17 protein-coding genes are annotated in these 24,418 nt (G+C 43.6%); 7 read left to right on the top strand and 10 right to left on the bottom strand.

Going from position 1 to position 24,418, the window contains the following annotated elements; genetic code table 11:
* Position 1 precedes the first annotated feature (1 nt).
* The 5 genes from D1367_RS04070 to D1367_RS04050 all read right to left on the bottom strand — a co-directional run bounded on the left by D1367_RS04070 (position 2) and on the right by D1367_RS04050 (position 10,054).
* Positions 2 to 5,077 carry a WD40 domain-containing protein gene (locus tag D1367_RS04070; protein WP_118163275.1) on the bottom strand — a complete coding sequence of 1,692 codons (5,076 nt, stop codon included), beginning with the start codon at positions 5,075 to 5,077 and terminating at the stop codon, positions 2 to 4.
* A 209-nt stretch (positions 5,078 to 5,286) separates the two neighbouring features.
* Positions 5,287 to 5,412 (bottom strand): hypothetical protein, encoded by a 126-nt coding sequence (locus D1367_RS32635; protein WP_276469597.1) that lies wholly within the window; start codon positions 5,410 to 5,412, stop codon positions 5,287 to 5,289.
* A gap of 247 nt (positions 5,413 to 5,659) precedes the next feature.
* Positions 5,660 to 6,964 carry a P-loop NTPase fold protein gene (locus tag D1367_RS04060; RefSeq protein ID WP_118163271.1) on the bottom strand — a complete coding sequence of 435 codons (1,305 nt, stop codon included), beginning with the start codon at positions 6,962 to 6,964 and terminating at the stop codon, positions 5,660 to 5,662.
* A gap of 333 nt (positions 6,965 to 7,297) precedes the next feature.
* Positions 7,298 to 8,653 carry a (Fe-S)-binding protein gene (locus tag D1367_RS04055; RefSeq protein ID WP_118163268.1) on the bottom strand — a complete coding sequence of 452 codons (1,356 nt, stop codon included), beginning with the start codon at positions 8,651 to 8,653 and terminating at the stop codon, positions 7,298 to 7,300.
* Between the two features lie 63 nt (positions 8,654 to 8,716).
* Positions 8,717 to 10,054 (bottom strand): FAD-binding oxidoreductase, encoded by a 1,338-nt coding sequence (locus tag D1367_RS04050; RefSeq protein WP_118163265.1) that lies wholly within the window; start codon positions 10,052 to 10,054, stop codon positions 8,717 to 8,719.
* A 222-nt stretch (positions 10,055 to 10,276) separates the two neighbouring features.
* On the opposite strand from D1367_RS04050, the gene msrB reads away from it, so the two are divergent.
* Positions 10,277 to 10,771, top strand: coding sequence for a peptide-methionine (R)-S-oxide reductase MsrB (msrB, locus tag D1367_RS04045; protein ID WP_118163261.1), 495 nt, complete (start codon positions 10,277 to 10,279; stop codon positions 10,769 to 10,771).
* Between the two features lie 480 nt (positions 10,772 to 11,251).
* Here msrB and mreD read toward each other — a convergent pair whose 3' ends face one another.
* The 3 genes from mreD to D1367_RS04030 form a co-directional block, all read right to left on the bottom strand.
* On the bottom strand, positions 11,252 to 11,869 hold the full coding sequence (mreD, locus tag D1367_RS04040) for a rod shape-determining protein MreD (protein ID WP_118163258.1): 618 nt from the start codon (positions 11,867 to 11,869) through the stop codon (positions 11,252 to 11,254).
* 25 nt (positions 11,870 to 11,894) lie between these two features.
* Positions 11,895 to 12,689, bottom strand: coding sequence for a rod shape-determining protein MreC (gene mreC / locus D1367_RS04035; RefSeq protein ID WP_118163255.1), 795 nt, complete (start codon positions 12,687 to 12,689; stop codon positions 11,895 to 11,897).
* A gap of 218 nt (positions 12,690 to 12,907) precedes the next feature.
* The gene (locus tag D1367_RS04030) at positions 12,908 to 13,915 is read right to left on the bottom strand and encodes a rod shape-determining protein (protein ID WP_118163251.1); all 1,008 of its coding nucleotides are present in this window, start codon (positions 13,913 to 13,915) and stop codon (positions 12,908 to 12,910) included.
* Positions 13,916 to 14,276: 361 nt separating this feature from the next.
* Between D1367_RS04030 and D1367_RS04025 the strand changes: the two genes are divergently transcribed.
* Positions 14,277 to 14,636, top strand: coding sequence for a single-stranded DNA-binding protein (locus D1367_RS04025; protein ID WP_118163246.1), 360 nt, complete (start codon positions 14,277 to 14,279; stop codon positions 14,634 to 14,636).
* 330 nt (positions 14,637 to 14,966) lie between these two features.
* Here the strand turns inward: D1367_RS04025 and D1367_RS04020 are convergent, their stop codons facing one another.
* Positions 14,967 to 15,713, bottom strand: a complete 747-nt coding sequence (locus D1367_RS04020) for an SIMPL domain-containing protein (protein ID WP_118163240.1) — start codon at positions 15,711 to 15,713, stop codon at positions 14,967 to 14,969.
* A 29-nt stretch (positions 15,714 to 15,742) separates the two neighbouring features.
* Here D1367_RS04020 and D1367_RS32630 point away from each other — a divergent pair, with 29 nt between their 5' ends.
* The 5 genes from D1367_RS32630 (at position 15,743) to murI (ending at position 23,626) form a co-directional block, all read left to right on the top strand.
* Positions 15,743 to 15,871 carry a hypothetical protein gene (locus tag D1367_RS32630; RefSeq protein ID WP_267255564.1) on the top strand — a complete coding sequence of 43 codons (129 nt, stop codon included), beginning with the start codon at positions 15,743 to 15,745 and terminating at the stop codon, positions 15,869 to 15,871.
* A gap of 226 nt (positions 15,872 to 16,097) precedes the next feature.
* Entirely contained in the window at positions 16,098 to 17,576 is a 1,479-nt protein-coding gene (locus tag D1367_RS04015) for a cation:proton antiporter (RefSeq protein ID WP_118163237.1), read from the top strand.
* A 764-nt stretch (positions 17,577 to 18,340) separates the two neighbouring features.
* Complete coding sequence (locus D1367_RS04010; protein WP_118163233.1) at positions 18,341 to 20,218, top strand: N-acetylmuramoyl-L-alanine amidase; 1,878 nt, start codon at positions 18,341 to 18,343, stop codon at positions 20,216 to 20,218.
* Between the two features lie 494 nt (positions 20,219 to 20,712).
* Entirely contained in the window at positions 20,713 to 22,632 is a 1,920-nt protein-coding gene (locus D1367_RS04005; protein WP_118163230.1) for an N-acetylmuramoyl-L-alanine amidase, read from the top strand.
* A gap of 127 nt (positions 22,633 to 22,759) precedes the next feature.
* Positions 22,760 to 23,626, top strand: coding sequence for a glutamate racemase (gene murI / locus D1367_RS04000; RefSeq protein ID WP_118163226.1), 867 nt, complete (start codon positions 22,760 to 22,762; stop codon positions 23,624 to 23,626).
* Between the two features lie 159 nt (positions 23,627 to 23,785).
* On the opposite strand, the gene D1367_RS03995 is transcribed toward murI, so the two are convergent.
* Positions 23,786 to 23,983 carry a hypothetical protein gene (locus D1367_RS03995; RefSeq protein ID WP_118163223.1) on the bottom strand — a complete coding sequence of 66 codons (198 nt, stop codon included), beginning with the start codon at positions 23,981 to 23,983 and terminating at the stop codon, positions 23,786 to 23,788.
* Positions 23,984 to 24,418: the final 435 nt, after the last annotated feature.

Raw genomic sequence — 24,418 nt, 5'->3', positions numbered from 1 at the left:
TTTACTTGATATCGTCGCAGAGATGGCGATCGCGATCGCTCAAATTCGAGTTATTCTGCAAATAATCATGCAGCCAATTGCAACCCCGCACCAACAAGTGGTCTAAATTCTCCACAGGCCACAACCGCGCTGTGTTGTCATCTGATGCCGTGGCGATGGTTTTGCCGTCCGGGCTGAAACTCACACTTAAGACATAGCCTTGATGCCCTTTGAATTCTTGTAGCAGTTGCCCGTTGAGCGTCCACAACCGCGCTGTGTTGTCTAATGATGCCGTGGCGATGGTTTTGCCGTCCGGGCTGAAACTCACACTTAAGACACTGTTTTGATGCCCTTTGAATTCTTGTAGCAGTTGCCCGTTGAGCGTCCACAACCGCGCTGTCTTGTCAGATGATGCCGTGGCGATGGTTTTGCCGTCCGGGCTGAAACTCACACTTAAGACATAGCCTTGATGCCCTTTGAATTCTTGTAGCAGTTGCCCGTTGAGCGTCCACAACCGCGCTGTGTTGTCATCTGATGCCGTGGCGATGGTTTTGCCGTCCGGGCTGAAACTCACACTTAAGACATAGCCTTGATGCCCTGTGAATTCTTGTAACAGTTGCCCGTTGAGCGTCCACAACCGCGCTGTGTTGTCTAATGATGCCGTGGCGATGGTTTTGCCGTCCGGGCTGAAACTCACACTTAAGACATAGCCTTGATGCCCTGTGAATTCTTGTAGCAGTTGCCCGTTGAGCGTCCACAACCGCGCTGTGTTGTCAGATGATGCCGTGGCGATGGTTTTGCCATCCGGGCTGAAACTCACACTATTGACTAAGCCTTGATGCCCTGTGAATTCTTGTAACAGTTGCCCGTTGAGCCTCCACAACCGCGCTGTGTTGTCTAATGATGCCGTGGCGATGGTTTTGCCGTCCGGGCTGAAACTCACACTTAAGACATAGCCTTGATGCCCTGTGAATTCTTGTAACAGTTGCCCGTTGAGCCTCCACAACCGCGCTGTGTTGTCAGATGATGCCGTGGCGATGGTTTTGCCGTCCGGGCTGAAACTCACACTATTGACTAAGCCTTGATGCCCTTTGAATTCTTGTAGCAGTTGCCCGTTGAGCGTCCACAACCGCGCTGTGTTGTCAGATGATGCCGTGGCGATGGTTTTGCCATCCGGGCTGAAACTCACACTATTGACTAAGCCTTGATGCCCTGTGAATTCTTGTAACAGTTGCCCGTTGAGCGTCCACAACCGCGCTGTGTTGTCATCTGATGCCGTGGCGATGGTTTTGCCGTCCGGGCTGAAACTCACACTTAAGACATAGCCTTGATGCCCTGTGAATTCTTGTAGCAGTTGCCCGTTGAGCCTCCACAACCGCGCTGTGTTGTCATCTGATGCCGTGGCGATGGTTTTGCCGTCCGGGCTGAAACTCACACTTAAGACATAGCCTTGATGCCCTGTGAATTCTTGTAGCAGTTGCCCGTTGAGCCTCCACAACCGCGCTGTCTTGTCTAATGATGCCGTGGCGATGGTTTTGCCGTCCGGGCTGAAACTCACACTTAAGACATAGCCTTGATGCCCTGTGAATTCTTGTAGCAGTTGCCCGTTGAGCGTCCACAACCGCGCTGTCTTGTCAGATGATGCCGTGGCGATGGTTTTGCCGTCCGGGCTGAAACTCACACTTAAGACATAGCCTTGATGCCCTGTGAATTCTTGTAGCAGTTGCCCGTTGAGCGTCCACAACCGCGCTGTCTTGTCAGATGATGCCGTGGCGATGGTTTTGCCGTCCGGGCTGAAACTCACACCCCAGACACTGCCTTGATGCCCTTGGAACTGGTTACGTTCTTTAATTTTATTGAGAATACTATCCAAAGCAAAAATAGGGCTGATAGCTGGATATTTTTCTAAAGGGCGACCATCTTTTACCAAAGATTTTAACTCTTTACCAGTCTGCACTGCTGACACTAGCGATTCTAACTCGGTATATTCAAACTGTCTTAAGGCGTTAACACCTGCGCGTTCTAATTCCGTTCCCTTTTGTGCTTCTTTTTGTGCTGTCTCTGCTGTTTCTGTTGCTTTCTCTGCTTGTGCAAGTTTTGCTTGCGCTTGGTTAAGAGTGGTTTGGGCTTGTTGAGCTTGAGATTCTGCTTGCTGTTGTTTTGTCGCTGCTTGTTGTAATTTTACCTCAGCAGTTTTTATTTTTTCGCTTGCCGTTTTAATGCTTTCCTGGGCTTGGGCATTTTTCTCTTGTAATTCTGAGGCTTTCTGGTTTACCTGTTCCAAGTTTTGATTTACTAACTTGTATTTAGCTTCAGCCGTTTTAACTTTATTTTCTGCCTGTTGCTTTTCATCATCAGCATCTTTAGCCACTTGAATTTGACTCAATGCATATAAGGATGATATACCTGCAAATAATAATAGACATACCGCCAAACCAGAACTCACTCTCAACTGCATCCGCCCTTGGCGAATTTGCCGCTTGGCTTCTTGTTGAGCATTAACTAATATCTGCTTTGCATCTTGTTCAAGCTTCAGCTTCTCTTCTGCTTGCAAGCGTTGTTCTCGCTCTCTAGCTAATTCTGCTAATATTTCATTACCCTGTTGTTGGCGAATGAACGACACAAGGTAATCATGCACCAATTGATAACGGTCAGCCGGCGATTCTGGTAATAGCAACACTAACCTTGATGCCACAAAAATCTCTAACACCAAATCTAGTTTATCGGCTTCTACTACCAAATCTGCGGCTAACTCAGCACGAGTCTTCAGGGGACGAGTCCCATTTTCATCTGTGAGTAAATATAAAACCAGTCGTGCAACCTGTTCATTCTCCGCGCCACAGTCTGTAATTACTTCTTCTAAAAATCGCTCAACCAATTTTTCTTTAGTGCCAAACTGACGATATTTATCTAAAGTTGTAATCTTCTCAGTTTGCAGTTGCGTCCCCACAATTTGTAACTCAATTGGGCGAACCTCCCCCAATTCTCCTGCTAAATCCCGCACTAATTCATCAATCAAATCAGGTTCAAGATAAAAGTGAGAGCGTTCTGTTAAACTCTGCACAACAGCCATAGCATCGGCTGGCGAAAAGTTACCCAAATAATAGCGGATATTTTTATCGAGAATATTATTATTAATTGCAGTCAAATTAAACAGACGGTCTAATTCTAATAAATAATGCAAGTAATCTTCCCGCAAAGACAGAATTACCTTAACAAAAGGAATATCTAGACAAACTCGCAAAAACTCATAAAATGCTCGTCGTTGACTTTGGTCTGGATAAACAAAGAAAAACTCCTCAAACTGGTCAAACATTAAAACCGTCAACAAATTCCGGTCAGCATTTCTCCGTAATTGTTCTAAAATAGCTGCTGAAGAATCAAGATTAGCAAATAATTGATTACCTCTGACTTCCTCAAAAGCCTTAGCCAAACTCTGCCCCAACATTCCCACCCAATCTGTATAAACTCGCAACAAAATAGGTAAAGCATCTCGTTCACCAATTGCTTCTTGTTGCAACGCCGGGATTAATCCACCCTGCAAAATCGAACTTTTACCCACTCCTGACTGACCATGAATTACAGTCAATTTATGCTCAGTCCCGCCAATTCTTTCTCGCAATCGCTTAACATCTTGTCCACGACCAGAAGCAGCAATTTCTTGAGCAATGGTTTCAGGGTTTTCAGCTTGCAACTGTGCAGAATTAATTGCTTGTCGCTGCGGGTTGAGATAAGATGCACCAACAAAAGCGCGAAAACCATACTGCTGTTCAATTTGTAATTGCTTTTGCTTAATCTGAAAAGCTTTGAGATATTCACGTTGCTCAAAATAGAGCTTACTTAAATTCTCTAATATAGATATATATAATCGTGGGTTGTACTGATGATTACTTTCAGCTTTTGCAGTTTCTAAATTGCTAATTGCTGCTTTAACTAGACCTAAACCCTGTTGCGATTTGGCTAAAATAAACCGATACAATCCAAATTCATCTAATTGTAGATTAGGTATATCAGCTAATATTTGCAATGTTTGCCCCACGAATTGATTAGCGTCTTCCCAGCGTGACTGTTCCAAGGCTACTTCTGCCAAAAAACCATAATCTTTAGCCAACTGCAACGGCGTGCCATAATTTTGATGTAGCGGCAGAGATTTTTCCACAAGCTTTTGCAACTCTTTCCACGCTTGTAAATGTCGCAGCACTTCACCCAGTTTAGTAATATGTTTTGCGACTAAATCTAAACGTTGTGCTTGTTCAAAAATCTCAATAGCTTGCTGAATATAATTCCTAGCCTCTTGCCAATACTTGATATTATCTACTTGATTTTTTTCAGCTTGGCGCTCATCCGCTAAAGCAATATTAACAAGTAATATACCTTGTCGTTCTAAATTATTACTTTGTTGCCAAAAACTCAAACTCTGTTGATAGTGTTCCGTAGCAGCATCTATCTGGTCATATAAATAATCATTGAAACCAAGGACAAATTCTAAACTTGCTTGCAGCGCTGGTTCTAAAACTTCTTGACGGTTGTGCAAATCATGACGGGCGGTTTCAAGTTCCCGGCACATTTGGGGATTAGGCGTGACATCACCAGCAAAGATTTCATCAGTTTTTTGCTGAAGGAAGTTGACTAAATCATCAGTAGGGTTTTCCAACTCAATGATAGTTGCCCAATTTTCTAAATCAGTTGCTAATCGAATAAATTTTTGCAGAACTTGGTCATTAACCCACAACAATATCGGAAACGGGAAGTTTTTTCTAAATTCCTCCCGCACTTGGTTAGCCGAAGTCAGAACTGTATCAATATCTTTAACCGACTCCAAACCAAAAATCATTAATGCTAGTGGCTGTTCATCTAAGAGTTGTTCGCGTATATTTGTGTAAAGCGTTTTGACTGATGCGGGTAAAGTAATTTCGCGGATTTGTACAGGAGATAATTGGCGGAGGCGTTCTACCATGCGCTGACGTAAATCAGCATAGTTACAGCGCAAGAAAATCAGCGAAAATTCTCCCTGAGAAAGGGTAATTGCTCGCACCAGAGTTTGCAATGACCGCTCATTGTCAGGGGCTAAATTTTCTGACTCTTGCTGATGACTCATAACATAAATAATTTACTTTATACTAGCTGTTTGTATGGTTATTGGAAACGTTTTCCTCTCGTCGTCTCGTTCGTCTCGTTCCCAGTCTCCGACTGGGAATGCCTTCGTTGAGGCTCCGCCTCCCTTGCTGGCGGCAGAGCCGCCAGGAGCAGCATTTCCAGCCCAGAGGCTGGAAACGAGATTTGAAAAGAGCGCAACCCAACATATTATCAGGATGTTGGGTTACGCAAAGCCTCCACCCAACCTACTACTTGTTGACATGGTTCCCGCACTTGTTGATATAGCTCCCGCACTTGTTGATATAGCTCCCGCACTTGCTGATACGGCTCCTGCACTTATTGATATAGCTCCCGCACTTGCTGATACGGCTCCCGCACTTGTTGATATGGCTCCCGCACTTGCTGATATAACTCCCGCACTTGCTGATACGGTTCCCGCACTTACTGATATAGCTCCCGCACTTGCTGATACGGTTCCCGCACTTACTGATATAGCTCCCGCACTTGCTGATACCGCTAACCTTGTGCCATTTTACAAAATACCTGAGATAAGAGCGTACAACTCTACGCCTCTACAGCCGATTTATAACCCGAATTCCTTAGCTTCAGCCAAAATCGGATTGATATCAAACCACGAACCATCTTCATCGCGGTATTCAAATACAAACATACTGCGAAGCAAAAGTTCGTATCTTTCATGACCTCTCAAATTTTTCTCTTGCGCTACCTCACGCAGTAATTCCCATTCATCGGGCGTAATTGCCAAAGTTAACTCATTACGGCGTTGTTTAATCACTCTATTTACGCACTCTGGCGATAAAGGCGGGTCTTCTTGCTGAAGACAGCGAAATAATAACATTAACAAGTTACGCAAATGACCGCCGCTAACTAAGCACAGCCGTTCTAAACTATCAGCACTATCAAAAACTTCAGTAATCAAATGCTGGCTTTGTTCCCAACTGACACCAGGAAAAGCTCTCGCCATAATCATCTGTTGCAGCAGCGTGATTCCTTGTGAAAATTGCGAACCATCTTGTAATTGCACAGGAACCATCGGCAAAACCTTGGGGTCTGCGCCAAAGCGATTTGTTAACCGGCCTAAAGCGTTGGAAAAAATCAACACTAGGGGAATAGTATAAACAACATGACAATTTAGCTGGTTTAACTGTTCACCCCGTTCAACAAACAGATATTCTGGCTGGTAATGACCGGAAGGCTTTAAAGAATTATCTACTCGGTCGAGATTATCTATAATTACCACCAGTCCTTTTTTACCTTGCTGCTTCAGTTTGTCTCTAGCAGGCTTGAGCAATTCTTTGTTGATTGATTCTAAAATGCCATTGGTACGCGGTTCTAAATATTGGCGTAACTGTCCGCGAAGTTTAGGACTGTCTTTCGTTTTGGCGGTAATCTTGGCAATACCTACAGATAACTCAGCCTCAACCCCAATATCTAACGGCGTTTGCAAAAACTCTGAAATTTCCGTAAATAGATTTTTAAAGTATCCAGGTTTGAGATTAATTTTTATTGCTTCCAGACTTTGACTCACTTCACGAGCGATCGCTAGTAAAATATCTGTAACATCAATATCAGCCATATCCAGGCTTTGGCTAGACTCAAAATAAACCACATGAAATCCCTGCTTCTCTAACTCTGTTTTTAGCCGCAGTAATTCCGTAGATTTGCCACAGCCGATATGTCCGGTAAACAATTGACAAGTAGGTTCTTCAGGTGAAAGGCGGGTGATAGTTCGCCCTAATTCTTCAATAATCTTGGCACCACGCACTTTAGAGAAATCAATATAATATTGTCTATCCTCCGGTTTGCTCACAACCAGAGTCTTACTGGGGTTGCAAGCTTGAAAAAACCTGACTAAATCTAGTTTCATCACAAATCACCCAAAATTAGGCTGACACTCTTGCCCATTTCAGTGATTATACAGACGATAAAGCCGTTATTTCGGAAAAAGCTTCTTTAGATTAGACCTCTTGCACAAATGTAAAACTTGCCCTCATCCCCCAACCCCTTCTCCCAATTTTGGGAGAAGGGGAGCCAATTTCAAAGTCCCTCTCCCAATCTTGGGAGAGGGATTTAGGGAGAGGGTTTTTGATTTATGCAAGAGGTCTATTGACTGATTAAAATATCTAACTTTTCTTCTGGGGTGGGTGTCTCACCCGCCTACAACCAAGGGCGGACAAGATGTCCACCCCACAAGAAATATCTACAATTTCAACTTTTCACCCCGAATCGAATAATCTAACAACTCCATCGGGTGAATAACTGAAATCTTCTTACCTTGCGACTGCAAATGCTTAGTAATCTGCAAAGTACACCCAGGATTAGCAGAAGCAATTAACTCAGCACCAGTATTCAACAAATTCTCTACTTTTTGCCGACCCAATTCTTCAGAAACTTCTGGTTGCAGCATATTATAAACCCCAGCGCTGCCACAACATAAAGCTGCATCTATTGGTTCTCTCAACTTCACCCCTGGAATTTGCCGCAATATCTGACGCGGTTGTACACTAATCTTTTGTCCATGTAATAAATGACAAGCATCTTGATAAACTAAATTCAATGGTTTATCAGTCAACGCTGAAAGTTTCGCTGTTAAGCCAACAGTTGCCAAAAACTCTTGGGCATCTTTAACTTTAGCTGCAAAATCCTTCGCTTTTTCCCGATATTCTAGATCATCTTCTAAAATATGACCGTATTCTTTTAAAGTATGACCGCAACCAGCAGCATTGATTATCACGAAATCGACATCAGTGTTGGCAAAACTATCAATCATCTGCCTTGCTAAAGCTTTCGCCTGTTCTGTTTGTCCTTGGTGTTCGGGAAGCGCCGCACAACAACCTTGAGATTTCGGAATCACCACTTCACAACCATTCGCCGTTAAAACTCTTACCGTTGCTTCATTCACGGGTGAGAAAAACAACCGTTGCACACAACCCAAAATTACCCCAACGCGATACCGCTTCTCACCTTTCGCAGGAATCACACTAGGCAAATTATCTTGAAAAGATTTGAGAGTAATTTCTGGCAGAATAGATTCCATTGCTGCCAAACGGGGCGATATTTTATTCAGTAAACCCGTAGCGCGAAAGAATTTAGCAAACCCCAACTTTTGATAAACCAACAACGGAACTAATAAAATCCGTAAAAGATTAGGATAAGGAAACAAAGAAAATATCAGTTGACGAAAAAATTTATCTGGTAAACTGCGGGGATAATTTCGTTCAACTTGATGACGAGTTGCAGAAATCAACTTGTCATACTGCACACCAGAAGGACAAGTACTCACACAAGCAAGACACCCCAAACAAGAATCAAAATGTTCTACAGTTGCCGTATTTAAAGCAATCTCACCCTCATTAATTGCATCCATTAAATAGATACGTCCTCTAGGAGAATCCATCTCCTTACCCAGCACCCGATAACTCGGACAAGTCGAGAGACAAAATCCACAATGCACACAACTATCAATCAACTTTGGGTCAGGCGGATGACTCTCATCAAACCCCTTCAAATTCTTTAAACTAGCCGTATTATTAACAGAATTTTCGGAAACTTGCATAATTAATTCTTTTCCCCTCTTCCTTTGCGTCCTTGGCGTCCTTGGCGGTTCGTTTCTTATTTCTTAAATTCCACCCACAAACCGCCCAGGACTTAAAATATTCTTACTATCAAACTGTTCCTTAATACGGCGCATCAAAGGCAAAGCATTTCCCGTATAACCCCAAACATCTATTTGTTCTTTAACCGCCACTGGTGCATCCAGAATTGTTAAAAAACCACTATTAGTTTGAGTGCGATCGCCTCCGGCGGATCGTAGCTCATCGCGCACTTTCAAAACTTTATTTTCATCCTCTAATTGTAACAAACCTAAACCACTACTTATATGAATTAAACCCAACTCCACCTGAGTTAAAATCTCCACAGCAGCAGTCGGTAACACTCCTATTTTGCAGGTAATTACTGATTCTGTAGCAGTAGTATGGATTCGTTCTTGCAATCTCTGCCATAGATTAGCCTCATCACCATCAGCAAAAATTGCCCCATCTAAACCCAACTTTTGCCCTACTTCCAAAACTCGGTTTGACTGTTCCTTAACACTCTCACTAATACTTTGAAACCGGGCAATTAATCCCAGTCCTTGCCCCAAACCTAAACTAGACACCAACTTAGTTGATAGCAAATCAGCCTGAACTGGTGTTAACGCCGAACCTCGAAGGATATCAGCCGCTTGAGATACAGCCTCTGCACTACCCGTTAGTACCACCGTTCCCGATGCCTCTGCTAGCGGATACAGGCGAAAAGTTAGTTGACTAATAAAGCCTAATGTGCCATAAGATCCAGTAAGCAACTTCATCAAATCATATCCGGCGACATTTTTAACTACTCTTCCCCCAGCTTTAGCAATTTCTCCATCAGCACGTACAAAAGTAATACCTAGTAACTGGTCGCGCACACTACCATAACGTTGTCGCAGAGAACCTGTATCACCTGTGGCAACAATACCACCAATGGTTGCAGACTCTGGTGCTGCGGGGTCAAGAGCAAGAAATTGCCGCGATTTTGCCAAAAGTGCTTGCAAATCAGAGAACTTCATCCCAGCTTCTACTGTGACAGTCAAATCCCCAACAGCGTGTTCAATCAGTTGGTTCATGCGTTGTGTACTAACTACAACATCAACGCCCTTAGCTAAACCGCCCCAGCTAAGTTTACTGCAACTACCACAGGGGAGAATACGCCAGTTGTTAGTGTAAGCTGTAGCGATGACTGCGGCTAGCTGTTGTTGAGTGCGGGGATAGACGATACAACTGGGAGAATTTCCAGAAGCTATAGCCTGTTGGATAGGTTTTTGCTGACTTAGTTCTATATTTTCCCACAGACAAACAGCATTTTCTTCGCCGACGATAGATGCAAAATCAGAAGCGCAGACGGCTTGCGGCTTGTCGTTAGACATCGCTTTCATTTAGTTTATTTTTTTACGCCCTATATTTAAAATACTTGCTAACCTGACCAAAAAAGCACCTTGCCATTAATATACGGTGACTTTATTTGGTTATTTCTTAGCTAATTTTAATCAGTTTATCAGGGGGAATTCAGAGCGATCGCTGATTATAGTCATTAATGTAGGGAATTCCGTACTAGAGTTGATTGCCCAGTGAACCCGAAAATAGAAAATAATAGATATATGGACAAACGGTATTTTTTACAGGCTAGTGCAGTAATAGTCGGCACAGCCTTGTTATCAAGGTATATCAATTGGGGGTCAGAAGCGATGACAACTTCTAATAGTGGATTTGAAATTACCAAACCTGAAGAAGAGTGGCGTACTATTTTAACGCCAGAACAGTTTAATGTATTGCGTAAACACGGGACTGAACGCCCTCACACCAGCCCATTGGATAAGGAATACGACAATGGTACTTATTATTGTGCTGCGTGTGAACTCCCATTGTTTACATCTGATACCAAATTTAACAGTGGTACTGGCTGGCCTAGCTTCTTTAAGCCGATTGAAGGTGCGATCGCTACTACTGTAGATCGGTCGTTGTTTATGACCAGAACTGAAGTGCATTGTAGTCGCTGTGGTGGTCATCTGGGTCATGTTTTTGATGACGGCCCTGCACCCACAGGCAAGCGCTATTGCATGAATGGGGTTTCCTTGAAGTTTACTCCTGCCTAATTTAGTTGCAATCGCACGCACTAACCTAAATTATGAAATTTTGAGGCTTGACCAAGGGTGAATAGATTGTTGACAATAACTTCTCCTACCCAATCCTACTGGACGAAGTATTGTCAATTTAAATAAATACAACTCTTGGTCTTCGCTAAAGCTATTTACTTAAATCGTTCTATTTATTTGAGTCGTTTTTCTCCTTTTTGTCTTTGGGATCTTTTTTAGGCTTTTTAACCTCTTTATTACTTTTTCTTTCCTTTGACATTAGCGTTCTCCAATTAGATTACTTAGTAAAAGCTTCCACATTCTACCCTCAGGAAATCAGGATATGACTTACCTGATATTCTTTTAAGGCAAAAAAGAAAGTATCAAACATAAATGCCACTAACTACCATGATAGGGTGTTGTTTGATTATCGGGGTCAATCCAAAATTTAAAATCTAAAATCCAAAATCCTTTGACTTTTGACTTCCCCGCAGGGGCTGACTATTGTTCCAACAATTTCATCCGTTGCCACCAAAGATTTAGCGGATAATAGACCACAGGTGCCCACAGACTACTAAGAATGGCAGAGGCTAGGGCGACACGCTGGTAATATGTCCAAATATCTGTTACTTTGCGCTCATTCCCCATCAAAGTTAATTGCAACCCAAAAATAGTTTCTGCCAAAACTGCCATCACAAAGACAATTACAGCAATTGAAATAAAATCTTCTTCGATAAAACGCTGTTTCTGGAGCAGAGCAGTTAAAATTCCCACTATACCTAAACTAAGAGCATGAGTAGGGTTAGGTGATGTCATTGAATCTTGAAGTAGCCCCAGAACTATACCTGCCAAGGCTCCGGCAAACACTGTGCGCTTCACACTCCAAGCTACCACCCAAATTAACAGCCAGTTTGGGGCAATTCCCAATAATTCCATACCCGGTAAGCGGGTTGGCAATAATAGCAAACATAAGAGTACAGAACTAGCCGTAACTATCCAACCCAACAACTGACGTACACCAGGATGCCAACGAGAAAGTGGCTGGATTCGGAATTTCGATTTTCGCTGTGATGATTTTGGCTTTTTCTGCCTGCTACCACCAAATGCAGGAATCTTCATTTTTATATAGATTTTTTTGAAGAATTTACTTAGATTTTTTCGGCGCTTGATTTACCAACTCTTGGTTTTCTGGCTTTGGATAAACAGCTACCCAATCAAGAGAGCGGATTGGCGGAAAAAGCTCAATTTTCGCTACTGATGCCGGGAGTTTCTTTAAATCCAGCGACTTGATTCGTCCTACTGCTAAACCAGATGGGAATTTCTGACTATAAGTAGATGTGGAAACTAAATCTCCTACCTTGACATTTGGGACTTTTTCATAAAACTCCAGCACAGCTTCTGCTGAAGAATCCCCTCGCAAAACGCCTTTAGCTGCTGTGCGGCTAACTGATACACCCACTTGACTTTTGAGATCGCTAATTAACAACACGCGGCTAGTATTGGGAGTTACGCTCTCGACTAAACCCACTAATCCGCCCTCTGCCTTGACTATGAAGCCTTCCTGAATCCCTGCATTGGCACCGCGATTCAAAGTAACTTGTTGCCACCACTGGTCAGCACTACGTCCTACTACCCGCGCTGGAATTGGCCGTGATGCCAATGGCTCTTTTTCCACATAGCCTAATAAATCTTGTAGCTTGGTCTTTTGACTTTCCAAATCTACTATACGGGTTTCCAATTCCAATATCCGTGCATCTCTGAGACGTTCTTCTGGAGTTGGCCCTGACTGCAACATCTCTAACGGACGGGTAATTGCCTGGTATGTCTCAAGCACCAGTTCACCTTGAGTTTGTCGCAATATCCAAGCACTACCAACTACTAGAGCTATCAACCCGATTTGTAACCCTTTATGATCCCACCAACGCCGTATTGTAACCATATATACCTCAACATATTTAAAAAATTAAGTTCTACTTGGATTCTATTTATATAAAACCCAAATAGAACTCAAATAGAACTCTAGTGGTCTGTCTCATTAATTCTGAAGGGTTATAAAAGTTCGTAGTAAGGACTTTAGTCCTTGATTTGAGCGATAAATCGCTCACTACAAACCTGGGCATTACTAATGGGACAGACCACTAGTCTGATATTTTTTTGCTACATATTGCGAGAGCTTTCAGTGACAACTCGTTCTAACTGTTTAAAGTTTTCTAACACACGACCTGTTCCCAACACAACACAGCAGAGAGGATCGGCAGCAATGTGGGTGACAATCCCCGTTTCATGGCTAATTAAGGTATCTATGCCTTTGAGCAAAGCACCACCACCAGCTAACATAATACCTCTGTCGATAATGTCTGCCGCCAGTTCTGGAGGTGTACGTTCTAGTGTCCGCTTCACAGCTTCTATAATTACTGATAGCGGTTCCAACATACTTTCACGGATTTCAGGGCCTTTGATGGTTACAGTTCGCGGAAGACCAGAAAGCAGGTGTAAGCCTCGGACTTCCATCATCGCGTCATTATCATCATTAGTAGGATAGGCAGAACCAATCCGAATCTTGATGTCCTCGGCGGTACGTTCACCAATAACTAAGTTATGAACTTTCTTAATATACTGAATGATCGCTTCAGTCAGTTCATCCCCAGCAATGCGTACTGATTCACTGATTACCGTACCCTGAAGACTCAGTACTGCAACTTCTGTTGTGCCACCACCAATATCGATGATCATGTTGCCAGTGGGTTCAGCAACAGGTAGTCCTGCACCAATGGCAGCAGCTACAGGTTCATCGATTAAATAAACTTTTCTTGCTCCTGCTTGATGAGCTGCATCCATTACAGCTCGCCTTTCTACCCCAGTGACACCACTGGGAATACCAATAACAATTCGAGGTAAAATTAATGATTTGCCTTCATTTACACGTTGAATAAAGCTTTTGAGCATTAGCTCGGCTATATCGAAATCAGCAATTACACCATCGCGCAAGGGGCGGAGGGCAATCACATTTCCAGGTGTACGACCGAGCATTTTTTTGGCTTCTTCTCCTACTGCCAGTGCTACCTTTTCATTGACATCGATAGCAACTACAGAAGGCTCTTGCAGTACAATACCTTTACCAGATACATAAACGAGGGTGTTAGCAGTACCGAGGTCGATACCCATATCCCATGATGTGCGAAAGTTCCTAAAAATACCCACGCGTCTATAAGCCCCCTATGTGCGATACTTCTTGACTACAACGGTAGAGTTGATTTGATTATGTTTATATCCTGAGTTCAGTAAACTAGACTATATTTTTATATGATTCCCAGGAATATTTACTATATGTCACTTATCTGTTTATTGATATTTTATGGTTAGCTTAGTATATCTGTATACTTTTATGTGTTTCTCCCAGTAGTATGTATAATTTTTCAAGTCAATTATATTGTTAACTGTTTAACGCATTATTTTCAAGTGTTTCACAATTCGCTATGATGAAAGTCTAAATTACTAAGTACGCATGTACTAAAAGGTAACGCACATGAGTATTAATGTTGTCACCCTCATTGGTCGTGTAGGCGGCGATCCAGAGATTAAGTATTTTGAGTCTGGTAGTGTTAAGTGTAAATTAACACTAGCTGTTAATCGCCGTACTAAAGAAGGCGAACATACTGACTGGTTTAATTTGGAGCTATGGGGAAAAACGGCTGAGGTGGCAGGTAATTATGTACGTAAAGGCAGGCAAATTGCAGTCAAAGGTTCCTTGAAGTTTGACACATGGAGCGATCGCCAAACAGGAGCAAACCGATCCTCACCAGTTATCCAAGTAGATCAACTGGATTTATTAGGTTCTAAGCGCGATTCAGAAGGGGGCGGAGATTTTTCGCCAGAGAATTTCTAATTGGGCAAAACAGTGGTGAGTTAGGAGTTAGGAGTTAGGAGTTAGGAGTTAGGAGTTAGGAGTTTGGAGTTAGGAGTTTGGAGTTTGGAGTTATTCTCCCCTCTGTCCTACTGGTCTGTCAAATTCATTTTGACGGTTAGAGAGACGCGATAAATCGCAGTCTCTAGAGGGAATCTACGCATCAATTATTTATTGACAGACTACTACTCAGCACTGGCTAAACCATCGCTATCCGCTAACGGAACTTGGAACTCAGCACTCTTGAGGGAGATTCGGCATTAATTATTAGTCCTTTGCCTTTACAAATGACAAATGACAAAGGACTAATGACTAATAACTAATTTGCAATGTCACCGATGCTTCTACTTGCTGTTCACCACCAACGACAGGGGTGGAAGCATCGGCGTTGGCTAACTTTGAAGCCTCAGCCCGTAAAAACATCGGTGGTGGAGGCGCACTGGCATTATTAACTTGAATGCTCACCACTTCTTTGGATTTGAAACCCAAGGCACTGAAAACGGCATCAGCTTGCTGCTGGGCGTCTTGGGTAGCTTCTTTTAATGCTTGTTTTTGAGCAGCCGCGATCGCTTCATCATTAGCAACAAAACTAATACCATTAATTTGTGTTGCACCCGCTTTCACTGCATCATCCAATAATGTACCAGCTTTCTCGGTAGGAATGCGAAAACTTACTGTGTTATTGGCAGCATAACCTGTAATCCTCTGCACATTATTGGTGTAGCTGTAAACTGGATTAAGCTGAATACCAGTAGTTTGTAATTTTTCGACATTTTGGCTCTTGAGGAACGCAACTACAGCCGATGACCTCCGGGCGGCTTCTTGCTGTACCTCCTGGGCTGTTTTCCCCTGAATCTCCACTCCTAAACTTACTTGTGCCAGGGTTGTAGGAATTGTTTCAACTCCGCGACCACTGACACTGAGGGTTCGCCACAATTTCTCTTTTTCTTGTGCCAATGTAGGCAGTGTAAAAGCTACACATAATAGTATTGCTAAAGGCAGTATTTTCCACAGGTTTCCAGATGGAAACTTAGAACCGGATAAAGCGGCTCTAGTCATAAGATTTGCACTCCTCAAAGTATCCACAGATGTTTTTCATCAACGTATCTAGCAATTTTTTGGTGGCTGTTAAGAGTCAACAGTTACTACAAGTTTTTCACAACTCAAGTGCGATCGCTAGATCCGATTTGTATGTTATTACTTTGACACTGCCATAGTCAAAAGCTGAAATGGTTACATTTTTGGAAACTAAAAAAATTACACCAGTACTTTCTTAAGCTTGTTTTGAGGGTTTGTAGTAAGCAATTTAGTGCTTAAAAATAAGGACTGAAGTCCTTACTACGAACTGGTGACAAATTAATTTATTTAATCTGTCAATCGCATTTCCATAGGATGTTTTTCAGAAACGCGTCAAAATCAAAGAGAAGGATTTTCAGAGAACCCATGCATTTGTTAGATCCAATCAACTTCTCTTTTCCTCTGCTGGCTACCGCAACAGAAGCCGCAGACAGTTCAATGGTAGTAGCAGCAGTGTTACTAAGCTTAGTAGTCGTTTATCTCGCCAGCAAAGTTGGTGGAGAGTTATCAAACCAAGTGGGTTTACCGCCTGTCTTAGGCGAACTTGTAGGTGGCGTGGTAGTTGGTATCTCTGTTTTCCACCTTTTAGTGTTTCCAGAAGGCGGCACAGACAGTTCTAACTCTTTGATCATGTCCTTCCTTCAAATCACTGCTGGTTTAACGCCTGAAGCCACTCCAGCCGTGTTTGCAGCGCAGTCTGAGGTCATTTCCGTTTTGGCAGAATTGGGTGTGATCATCCTACTGTTTGAAATCGGTTTGGAGTCGAATTTAAAAGATTTAATGGCAGTTGGTATCCAAGCCACCGTCGTTGCAATAGTGGGGGTAGTAGTACCCTTTGCTGCTGGTACTGTGGGACTGATGACTTTGTTTGGAATTGCTGCTGTACCGGCAATTTTTGCCGGGGCAGCTTTGACTGCAACTAGTATTGGGATTACTTCTAAGGTGCTGTCAGAGTTGGGGCGACTCAATTCTAAAGAAGGGCAGATTATTTTGGGTGCTGCCGTCATTGACGACGTTTTGGGAATCATCGTTTTAGCAGTAGTTGCCAGTCTAGCTAAAGATGGCGTGGTGGATGTCAGCAAAGTTATTTATTTGATTATCAGCGCCACTGGTTTTATTTTGGGAGCAATCCTACTAGGCAATATTTTCAATAAGTCCTTTGTGGCGATCGCTGATAAACTCAAAACACGCGGTGGACTGGTGATACCAGCATTCATCTTCGCCTTTGCTATGGCATACCTTGCCGCCGTCATCCACTTAGAAGCAATTTTAGGAGCTTTTGCGGCGGGTTTAGTTCTAGAAGAGACAGATAAGCGCAAAGAACTGCAAAGGCAAGTCTGTCCCATTGCTGATATGTTAGTGCCAATTTTCTTTGTAACGGTTGGCGCAAAAACCGATTTGGGAGTTTTAAACCCAGCAATTCCCGATAATCGGGAAGGTTTAATTATGGCAACTTTCCTGATCATAGTAGCCATTCTCGGTAAAGTAATCACAGGCTTAAGCGTCTTTGGTCAACCGGAAATCAACCGTTTAGCGATCGGTGTGGGGATGATTCCTAGAGGGGAAGTTGGATTAGTGTTTGCTGGTGTCGGCGCAGCCAGTGGCGCTCTCTCGAAACCATTAGGAGCGGCAATTATCATGATGGTTATCTTGACAACCTTTTTAGCTCCTCCTTTGTTACGATTTGTATTTCCAGACCCAAAAACTGGGGATTCAGTCTCAGACCAACTGATTTTAGATGGTTCCTCTGGAACTTCGTTGGTAATTGAATCATCTCAGTCAAGAGTGCCAGCATCAAATGACAGTGGCAATTTGGAAGTGACCCCAGAATCTAGCGATCGCTAATCTTTGGGAATGGGGAATAGGGAATGGGGAATGGGAAGAAACTTGTTCAATAATTCTCCCTCATCCCCCTCATCTCCCAATTATGCAGTGGAAACTTCTCTTCCTAAATTTCCGTCCCGTCTGATTGTAGAATAATCGTCTGTTTATAATTTCTACCAACATTCGGAATGTTATTTATTTCCAGTCCTCCTTGGCTTGTGAGCCTTTATTTGAAAATTTTCCAGGTAATTGGGGAGTAACACCCATAAATTTTGCTAGATCCTCTCAAAGGAATGGGAATTATCTATTTAGTACATTGATGGCGAAAAATAAAAACCAGTTATCAGTGAACGGTTATCAGTTATTAGTTTTCTAGCTTCCTTGGGAGTCAGAGTTCCTACCTGTAAAGGTGGAAAATTTCACATGGGGATTTAGACCCAATATGAAACCTGATAACTAATTTAAGCGTGTCTTTATACCAGCTTAAAAAATCAAAAAAGGCATCAGAGGTCAAGTTTAGGTGGTGACGGTGTGATGATTTGCCAATAAGTTGAGATATTGAACAAGAGGCAAGGGAGCAGAAAGGAGGGAGCAAGGGGGATGGAAAACAAGAATTGGGGCAGAGTACAGCTTTGCTGGGGGAAGAGGAATTGGGGACAAGGGAGAAGACTTGTTGCAAGTTGTCACCTCTTGTCACGTTGTCACCTTGTCTCCCCTGCTCCCTGCCCCCTTCTCCCTGCCTTTTCGTTGACAGCTCCCATGAACGTGAATTAGGAGAAAGGACTGTGAAATTACACTGGTTACTACCCAGCACTATTGGAACTATCTTCATGCTATCGTCGCCGGTAATGGCTGCGAGACTTGAATCTTGGCGCTTTGATGCCAATCAAAACAGGCTGGAAATTAATACTGTGGGAGCAGTTCAACCCCAGGCACAACTAATTTTCAACCCAACTCGACTGGTAATTGATTTGCCAGGAACCACATTTGGGCGTCCGCAGGTAACCCAACAGGTGGGCGGTGGAATTCGCTCGATCCGGGTTGGGCAGTTTGATGCAGAAACAACCCGGATAGTTGTCGAACTGACTCCTGGTTATACTTTAGACCCCAAACGAGTGCAATTTGTAGGTACAGATGGCGATCGCTGGAGGGTGCAATTACCTAGACCAGAACTTGATAGAGTAGCCGCTTCTCCCAGAAGTGCTTACACTGTTGTTACCCCAGACTCTGAGCCGCAACCTGGTATTTCCAGGGTTGCCAATACTACAAGAGGGGCAACTCAAATTGAGAACTTACAAGTAACAGGTGATGGGTTGTTCATTCGCACCAGTGGTGGTGGTAATTCTCCGATTCGGGTAATTCGCAGCCGCGATCGCGCTACCATCTTCATGGACATCTCTGACGCATCTTTATCACCACGTCTGACGCAACAGAATAATATCCCCGTTAACAAACATGGTATTAGCCGTGTCGAATTCACCCAACTACAAAGCCAACCTCCTGGCGTTCGCCTGACTTTACGGGTAGATCAAAATAGCCCCGACTGGCAAGCAAGTAATAGTAACGGCGCTGGTTTAGTAGTTCTACCTAGTCGCGTTGTCAGATTGCCTGGAAATAATAATTCTGACAATCAGTCACAACCACCCTCCTTTCCCAGCAGACCATCTGCTAACAACTCCCCAGCAACAATAGAGTCTGTACAACTGACTGATAATGGCACACAACTGTTAATTAGAGGCGACCAAACCTTATCTGCTACGGGAACCTGGGATAGATCCTCAGGTCTGTTCCGTGTCACAATTACAAATGCCAAGTTATCTCCCAGAGTCACAGGCCCTACTTTTGTTGCCAATAGCCCCATTCTCCGGGTACGTCTGCAACCCCAAGAACCCAACACAGTAGTTGTTTTAGTTCAACCAGCAGCCGGAGTGCAACTTGGGCAACCCCAGCAAATTGGCGACCAGCTTTTGATACCAATACAAGGCTCTCGGCGAATTGTCGCCCTCCCCGGAAGACCCCCCTTTGCTTTACCTGGACTACCACCGCCAAACCGGGGGCCATTCCCAGACCCAAACAATCCCAATCCCCAGCCCCTAAGACAACCACAACGCCCGCTTACCAATGGACGAGTAGTAGTCCTCATTGACCCCGGACATGGCGGTAAAGACCCTGGAGCAGTAGGTCTTGGGGGATTACGCGAAAAGGATATTATTTTGTCTATTGGCAAAAGAATAGCTCAGGTTTTGCAGCAAAATGGCGTACAAGTAGTTATGACGCGGGATTCTGACTATTTCGTTACCCTTCCGGGGCGGGTGCAATTAGCAGAGCGAGCGAATGCTGATGTCTTTGTTAGCATTCATGCTAATGCAGTTGGGCCAGGTCGTTCGGATGTCAGTGGCTTAGAAACGTATTATTACGGCAGTGGTTTGGGTCTAGCTCGCACTGTCCATAACAGTATTCTTCAAAATGTAAATGTCAGAGATAGGGGAGTGCGGCGAGCCAGATTTTTTGTCCTCAGAAAAAGTTCCATGCCTTCTATTCTCGTAGAAACAGGTTATTTGACTGGTCGAGATGATAACGCTAAACTCAGAACCTCAGCTTACCAAAATCAAATGGCAGATGCGATCGCTCGTGGCATTCTTCAGTATCTAAAGAGAAGATAAGTAATTTAGTCAAAATTATTGAGTAAATACATCTAATCTTTACCAATTTTATCCAATTTAGTACTAAATAATTTAAGTATTTTTGCGGCGGGATAGCAGTAGCTTCTTTGTTATTGTCATCTGATGATTTGCAAGCCAAGCAATTTTGGATTTTGGATTTTGGATTAACCCCACCGATAAAGGGATAGGGGTTGATAATTTTAAATTTTCGATAATGGAATTATTTCACGCCACAAGGAGTGTTAGTGTATCAAAGCGTTAGTCCGCCATGAACCAAAAATCAAAAAATCTAAAATTAGGAATCTAAAATCTAAAATTGAAAGTCAAATTTATATAGGCTCATGGCATGGCAAAATCAAAAGAGCGTGCTATATTTTACGCCATTGTGTCTTAATAACAGCGCAAAACTCAAGTGTGCGCGGTGACGGTGTGAGGATTTGCCAATATGTTGAGATGTTGACGGCTCCCATGAATGTGAATTAGGAGAAAGGACTGTGAAATTACACTGGTTACTATCCAGTACTATTGGAACTATCTTCATGCTGTCGTCGCCGGCAATGGCCGCGAGACTCCAATCTTGGCGTTTTGATACCAACCAAAATCGTCTGGAAATTAATACTTCGGGGGATGTTCAACCCCAAGCACAATTAATTTTTAACCCCACTCGTTTGGTAATTGATTTGCCAGGAACCACATTTGGGCGTCCGCAGTTAACCCAACAGGTGGGCGGTGCAATTCGCGCTATCCGGGTTGGGCAGTTTGACGAACAAACAACGCGCATAGTCGTTGAACTGACTCCTGGTTATACACTTGACCCCAAAGGAGTAGAATTTGTTGGCACAACTGGCGAATCCTCTGCGGGGACACTTCGTGAACGCTGGATGGTACAATTACCTACACCAGTGGCTGAAAATACACCCTCAAATACTGGATGGCAACAAGAACAAGCTATAGCAACAGAGACTTCACCGAGAACATCTCCATCAGTGTTCTCCCAAAGAAATATTTACAACGTAGTGACACCAAACCCTGTCAATCCGCCTAAAAACGGAATACTTGCCGCCAGAGTTACTCAAATTGAGAACTTACAAGTCACAGGCGATGGTTTTTTCATCCGCACCAATGGTGGTAATCCTCAGATTCAGGTAAATCGTAGCAACGATCAAAGGGCAGTTAATATCGATATTACTGGCGCTACTTTATCACCAAATCTAGGGCAGCGCGATTTGCCGATTAATCGCTATGGTGTCAGCCGCATTCAGTTCAGCCAACTACAAACAAGCCCATCTGTTGTTCGGATGACTTTACAGGTGGACGAAAATAGTCAAAATTGGCGGGCAACAACTAGCAGTATTGGTGGTTTTGTAGTTCTGCCCAGTCGTGGCGTTGCCCAGTTGCCTGGAGGTAATAGTCTACGCCCAATACCATCTACTAACACCTCACCTGCTACCATTGAGTCTGTGCAATTAGCTGGTAATGGGACACAACTTCTGATTAGAGCAGACCTTGCTTTATCTGCTATAGGAGGCTGGGACAGAACTTCTGGTCTGTTCCGCATCACCATCAACAATGCTCGGTTAGCCCCCAAAGTGACAGGCCCGAATTTTAATGCTAATAGCCCTATCCTGCGAGTCCGCCTGCAACCACAAGAATCCAATACTGTCGTCGTCTTGGTTCAACCAGCAGCCGGCGTACAAATTGGGGAACTCAATCAAGTTGGCGACCAGCTTTTGGCTTTAGAATTACAACGCTCTGGTAGCGTCACACCCCCTATTACTTTACCTCCTCTGCCATCGCCAAACCTAAGTCAATTCCCAAACCCCACAGATAACCCCCGTCCTATCTCCCAGCCACAGCCGCGTCCCTCAGTCAAGAGAGGGAAATTACTAGTTGTGATTGACCCAGGACATGGTGGAAAAGACTCAGGTGCCCCAGGTCTAGGCGGACTTTTAGAAAAGGACGTAATTCTGCCCATTGGTAAAAGGGTAGCAGCCATTTTAGAGCAAAATGGTGTACAGGCTGTACTTACACGAGATGCTGACTTTTTCGTAGAACTTCAGGGACGGGTAGAAATTGCCGAGCGAGTTAATGCGACTGCCTTTGTCAGCATTCACGCTAATTCGGTTGATAATCGCCCTGATGTTAATGGGTTAGAAGTATATTATTATGATAGCGGTTATGCTCTGGCTGAAGTAGTTCGCAATACCATCCTCCAGAACATCAGCACAATTAAAGACCGGGGAACCCGCAAAGCCAGATTCTACGTTCTTAGAAAAAGCTCTATGCCCTCGATTTTAGTAGAAACAGGTTATATGACTGGTCGAGAAGACAATCCCAGATTGGGAACACCAGAGTATCAAAATCAAATGGCAGAAGCGATCGCTCGTGGCATCCTAAAATACTTACAGCGTTAATATAGTACAAATTACTATTAAAAGGTGGTATTTAGACTTTTTTGGTATCCAGAATTTAGTAGTCAATTTGTACATTGTCTGCTAAATTCTGTATTTTAAATCCCAAAACCTAAATTTATATTTGCCCGTGTATTCATCTTCGATCTTTGAAGCGAATCTTGACAATTTTTCTGAGCAAGAACCCCAACGTGCCCCAATTGGCATCTTTGACAGTGGTGTGGGTGGACTGACAGTACTGCGACAACTATATCGGCAACTCCCCAATGAATCAATTGTTTACTTTGGGGATACAGCTCGACTCCCTTACGGAATTCGTTCCCAAACAGAAATTTTACAATTTACGCGTGAAATTATTACCTGGCTACAACAGCAGCAGGTAAAAATGGTAATTATGGCTTGTAACACCAGTTCTGCCCTAGCCCTTGAAACCGTGCGTCAGGAATTCAACATACCGATTTTGGGAGTAATCCTACCAGGTGCAAAAGCTGCGGTGCAACAAGGGAAGCGGATTGGTGTAATTGCCACTCCGGCTACAGCGAAAAGTAATGCTTATAAGCACGCAATAATCGAAATTGCTCCTAATGTCCAAGTCTGGCAAGTTGGATGTCCAGAGTTTGTGCCACTCATCGAGCAAAACCGGATTCATGATCCCTACACTGCTGAAGTAGCACGAGCCTACCTAGAGCCTTTACTAGAGCAGGAAATTGACACTTTAGTTCACGGTTGTACTCATTATCCCCACCTTACACCAGTATTGCGATCGCTCCTCCCCTCCCATGTCCAACTGATTGACCCAGCTGTTCATGTCGTAGCAGCTTGTGCCCAAGAGTTAGACTTGCTAGGCTTAAAAAATACCCACCTCCCACTACCAACTCGCTTCGCTGTTAGCGGTTGTCCGAAACAGTTTTCCCAGTCAGGAGTACAGTGGCTAGGCTATACCCCAATGGTTGAAGAGGTTTGCTTCACTGATACCGCTATTTCCCAACTCCATTGAAGGAGGCAGGGGGCAGGGGGCAGGGGGCAGGGGGCAGGGGGCAGGGGGCAGGGGGCAGGGGGCAGGGAGTAAGGGAGAAGAATTTTCCCCTCAGCAAGAGCAGCACCCCGCGCCGAGCCTCTTTTTAATGCCCAAGGACAAAGGACAAATAACAAATGACTATTGACTATTAACTGCTTCAGTCACCTTTGCCCTTACCGATATCTCCTGCTTGTGTTTTCCTTCGGTAGATGAAGGGAAACTTGTCGGAACAGTCTTTGTACCTGTTCGCTTTGCCAGTGCTAATAACAGGTAAACTGTGAACAAATATCCAGACGCTAAAATAAAAATCATCATAGGTACACTTCCGTAAATCATTGTTCTACTAGCAGCTTTCTAAATAAATATAAAATTCCATAAAATTAGTAGAACCTCAGCCAAGCAAGTACTTTCTTGATGGCTGGAGTTTCCTATGGTAAAATTACCTATAAAGATAGAATTCTCTACAGATAAATAATTTATTGTCTAATGCGGCTTCTTGCAGACCATAGATCCCACAGCATTTAGATTGCTAAAAGGCAATCTAAAACTATGATTCTTTGCGGTCTACTTGATCTGCTTTATTTTTGCTCACATTGCTGTGAAAGGAGCAATGCTTGCGCTCAACGTGCGCTTAAGACGTGTAGCGGCTTCCCATAGGGATATCGCATAGCTCCAAACCAGGAGTTCACGGGTCGTAGGAAAAATAAAAGGAATTATTTCCCTAATTTTAAGCTACGACTAATTATTTTAGAATTACATCACCGATCCAGT

The sequence above is a fragment of the Nostoc sphaeroides genome (genome assembly GCF_003443655.1).
Taxonomy (GTDB): Bacteria; Cyanobacteriota; Cyanobacteriia; order Cyanobacteriales; family Nostocaceae; genus Nostoc; species Nostoc sphaeroides.
The sequence above is the reverse complement of the archived record's forward strand: the minus strand, read 5'-3'. Positions and strand labels throughout refer to the sequence as shown.

Bases quoted from the DNA above. Each gene is read 5' to 3' on its own strand.
- D1367_RS04050 (WP_118163265.1), bottom strand. From the start codon at position 10,054: ATGAAAGCGATGTCTAACGACAAGCCGCAAGCCGTCTGCGCTTCTGAT.
- D1367_RS04015 (WP_118163237.1), top strand. From the start codon at position 16,098: ATGCATTTGTTAGATCCAATCAACTTCTCTTTTCCTCTGCTGGCTACC.
- D1367_RS32630 (WP_267255564.1), top strand. From the start codon at position 15,743: ATGTTTTTCATCAACGTATCTAGCAATTTTTTGGTGGCTGTTAAGAGT.
- D1367_RS03995 (WP_118163223.1), bottom strand. From the start codon at position 23,983: ATGATTTACGGAAGTGTACCTATGATGATTTTTATTTTAGCGTCTGGA.
- mreD (WP_118163258.1), bottom strand. From the start codon at position 11,869: ATGAAGATTCCTGCATTTGGTGGTAGCAGGCAGAAAAAGCCAAAATCA.
- D1367_RS04070 (WP_118163275.1), bottom strand. From the start codon at position 5,077: ATGAGTCATCAGCAAGAGTCAGAAAATTTAGCCCCTGACAATGAGCGG.
- D1367_RS04020 (WP_118163240.1), bottom strand. From the start codon at position 15,713: ATGACTAGAGCCGCTTTATCCGGTTCTAAGTTTCCATCTGGAAACCTG.
- D1367_RS04030 (WP_118163251.1), bottom strand. From the start codon at position 13,915: ATGGGTATCGACCTCGGTACTGCTAACACCCTCGTTTATGTATCTGGT.
- mreC (WP_118163255.1), bottom strand. From the start codon at position 12,689: ATGGTTACAATACGGCGTTGGTGGGATCATAAAGGGTTACAAATCGGG.
- D1367_RS04055 (WP_118163268.1), bottom strand. From the start codon at position 8,653: ATGCAAGTTTCCGAAAATTCTGTTAATAATACGGCTAGTTTAAAGAAT.
- D1367_RS04025 (WP_118163246.1), top strand. From the start codon at position 14,277: ATGAGTATTAATGTTGTCACCCTCATTGGTCGTGTAGGCGGCGATCCA.
- msrB (WP_118163261.1), top strand. From the start codon at position 10,277: ATGGACAAACGGTATTTTTTACAGGCTAGTGCAGTAATAGTCGGCACA.
- D1367_RS04060 (WP_118163271.1), bottom strand. From the start codon at position 6,964: ATGAAACTAGATTTAGTCAGGTTTTTTCAAGCTTGCAACCCCAGTAAG.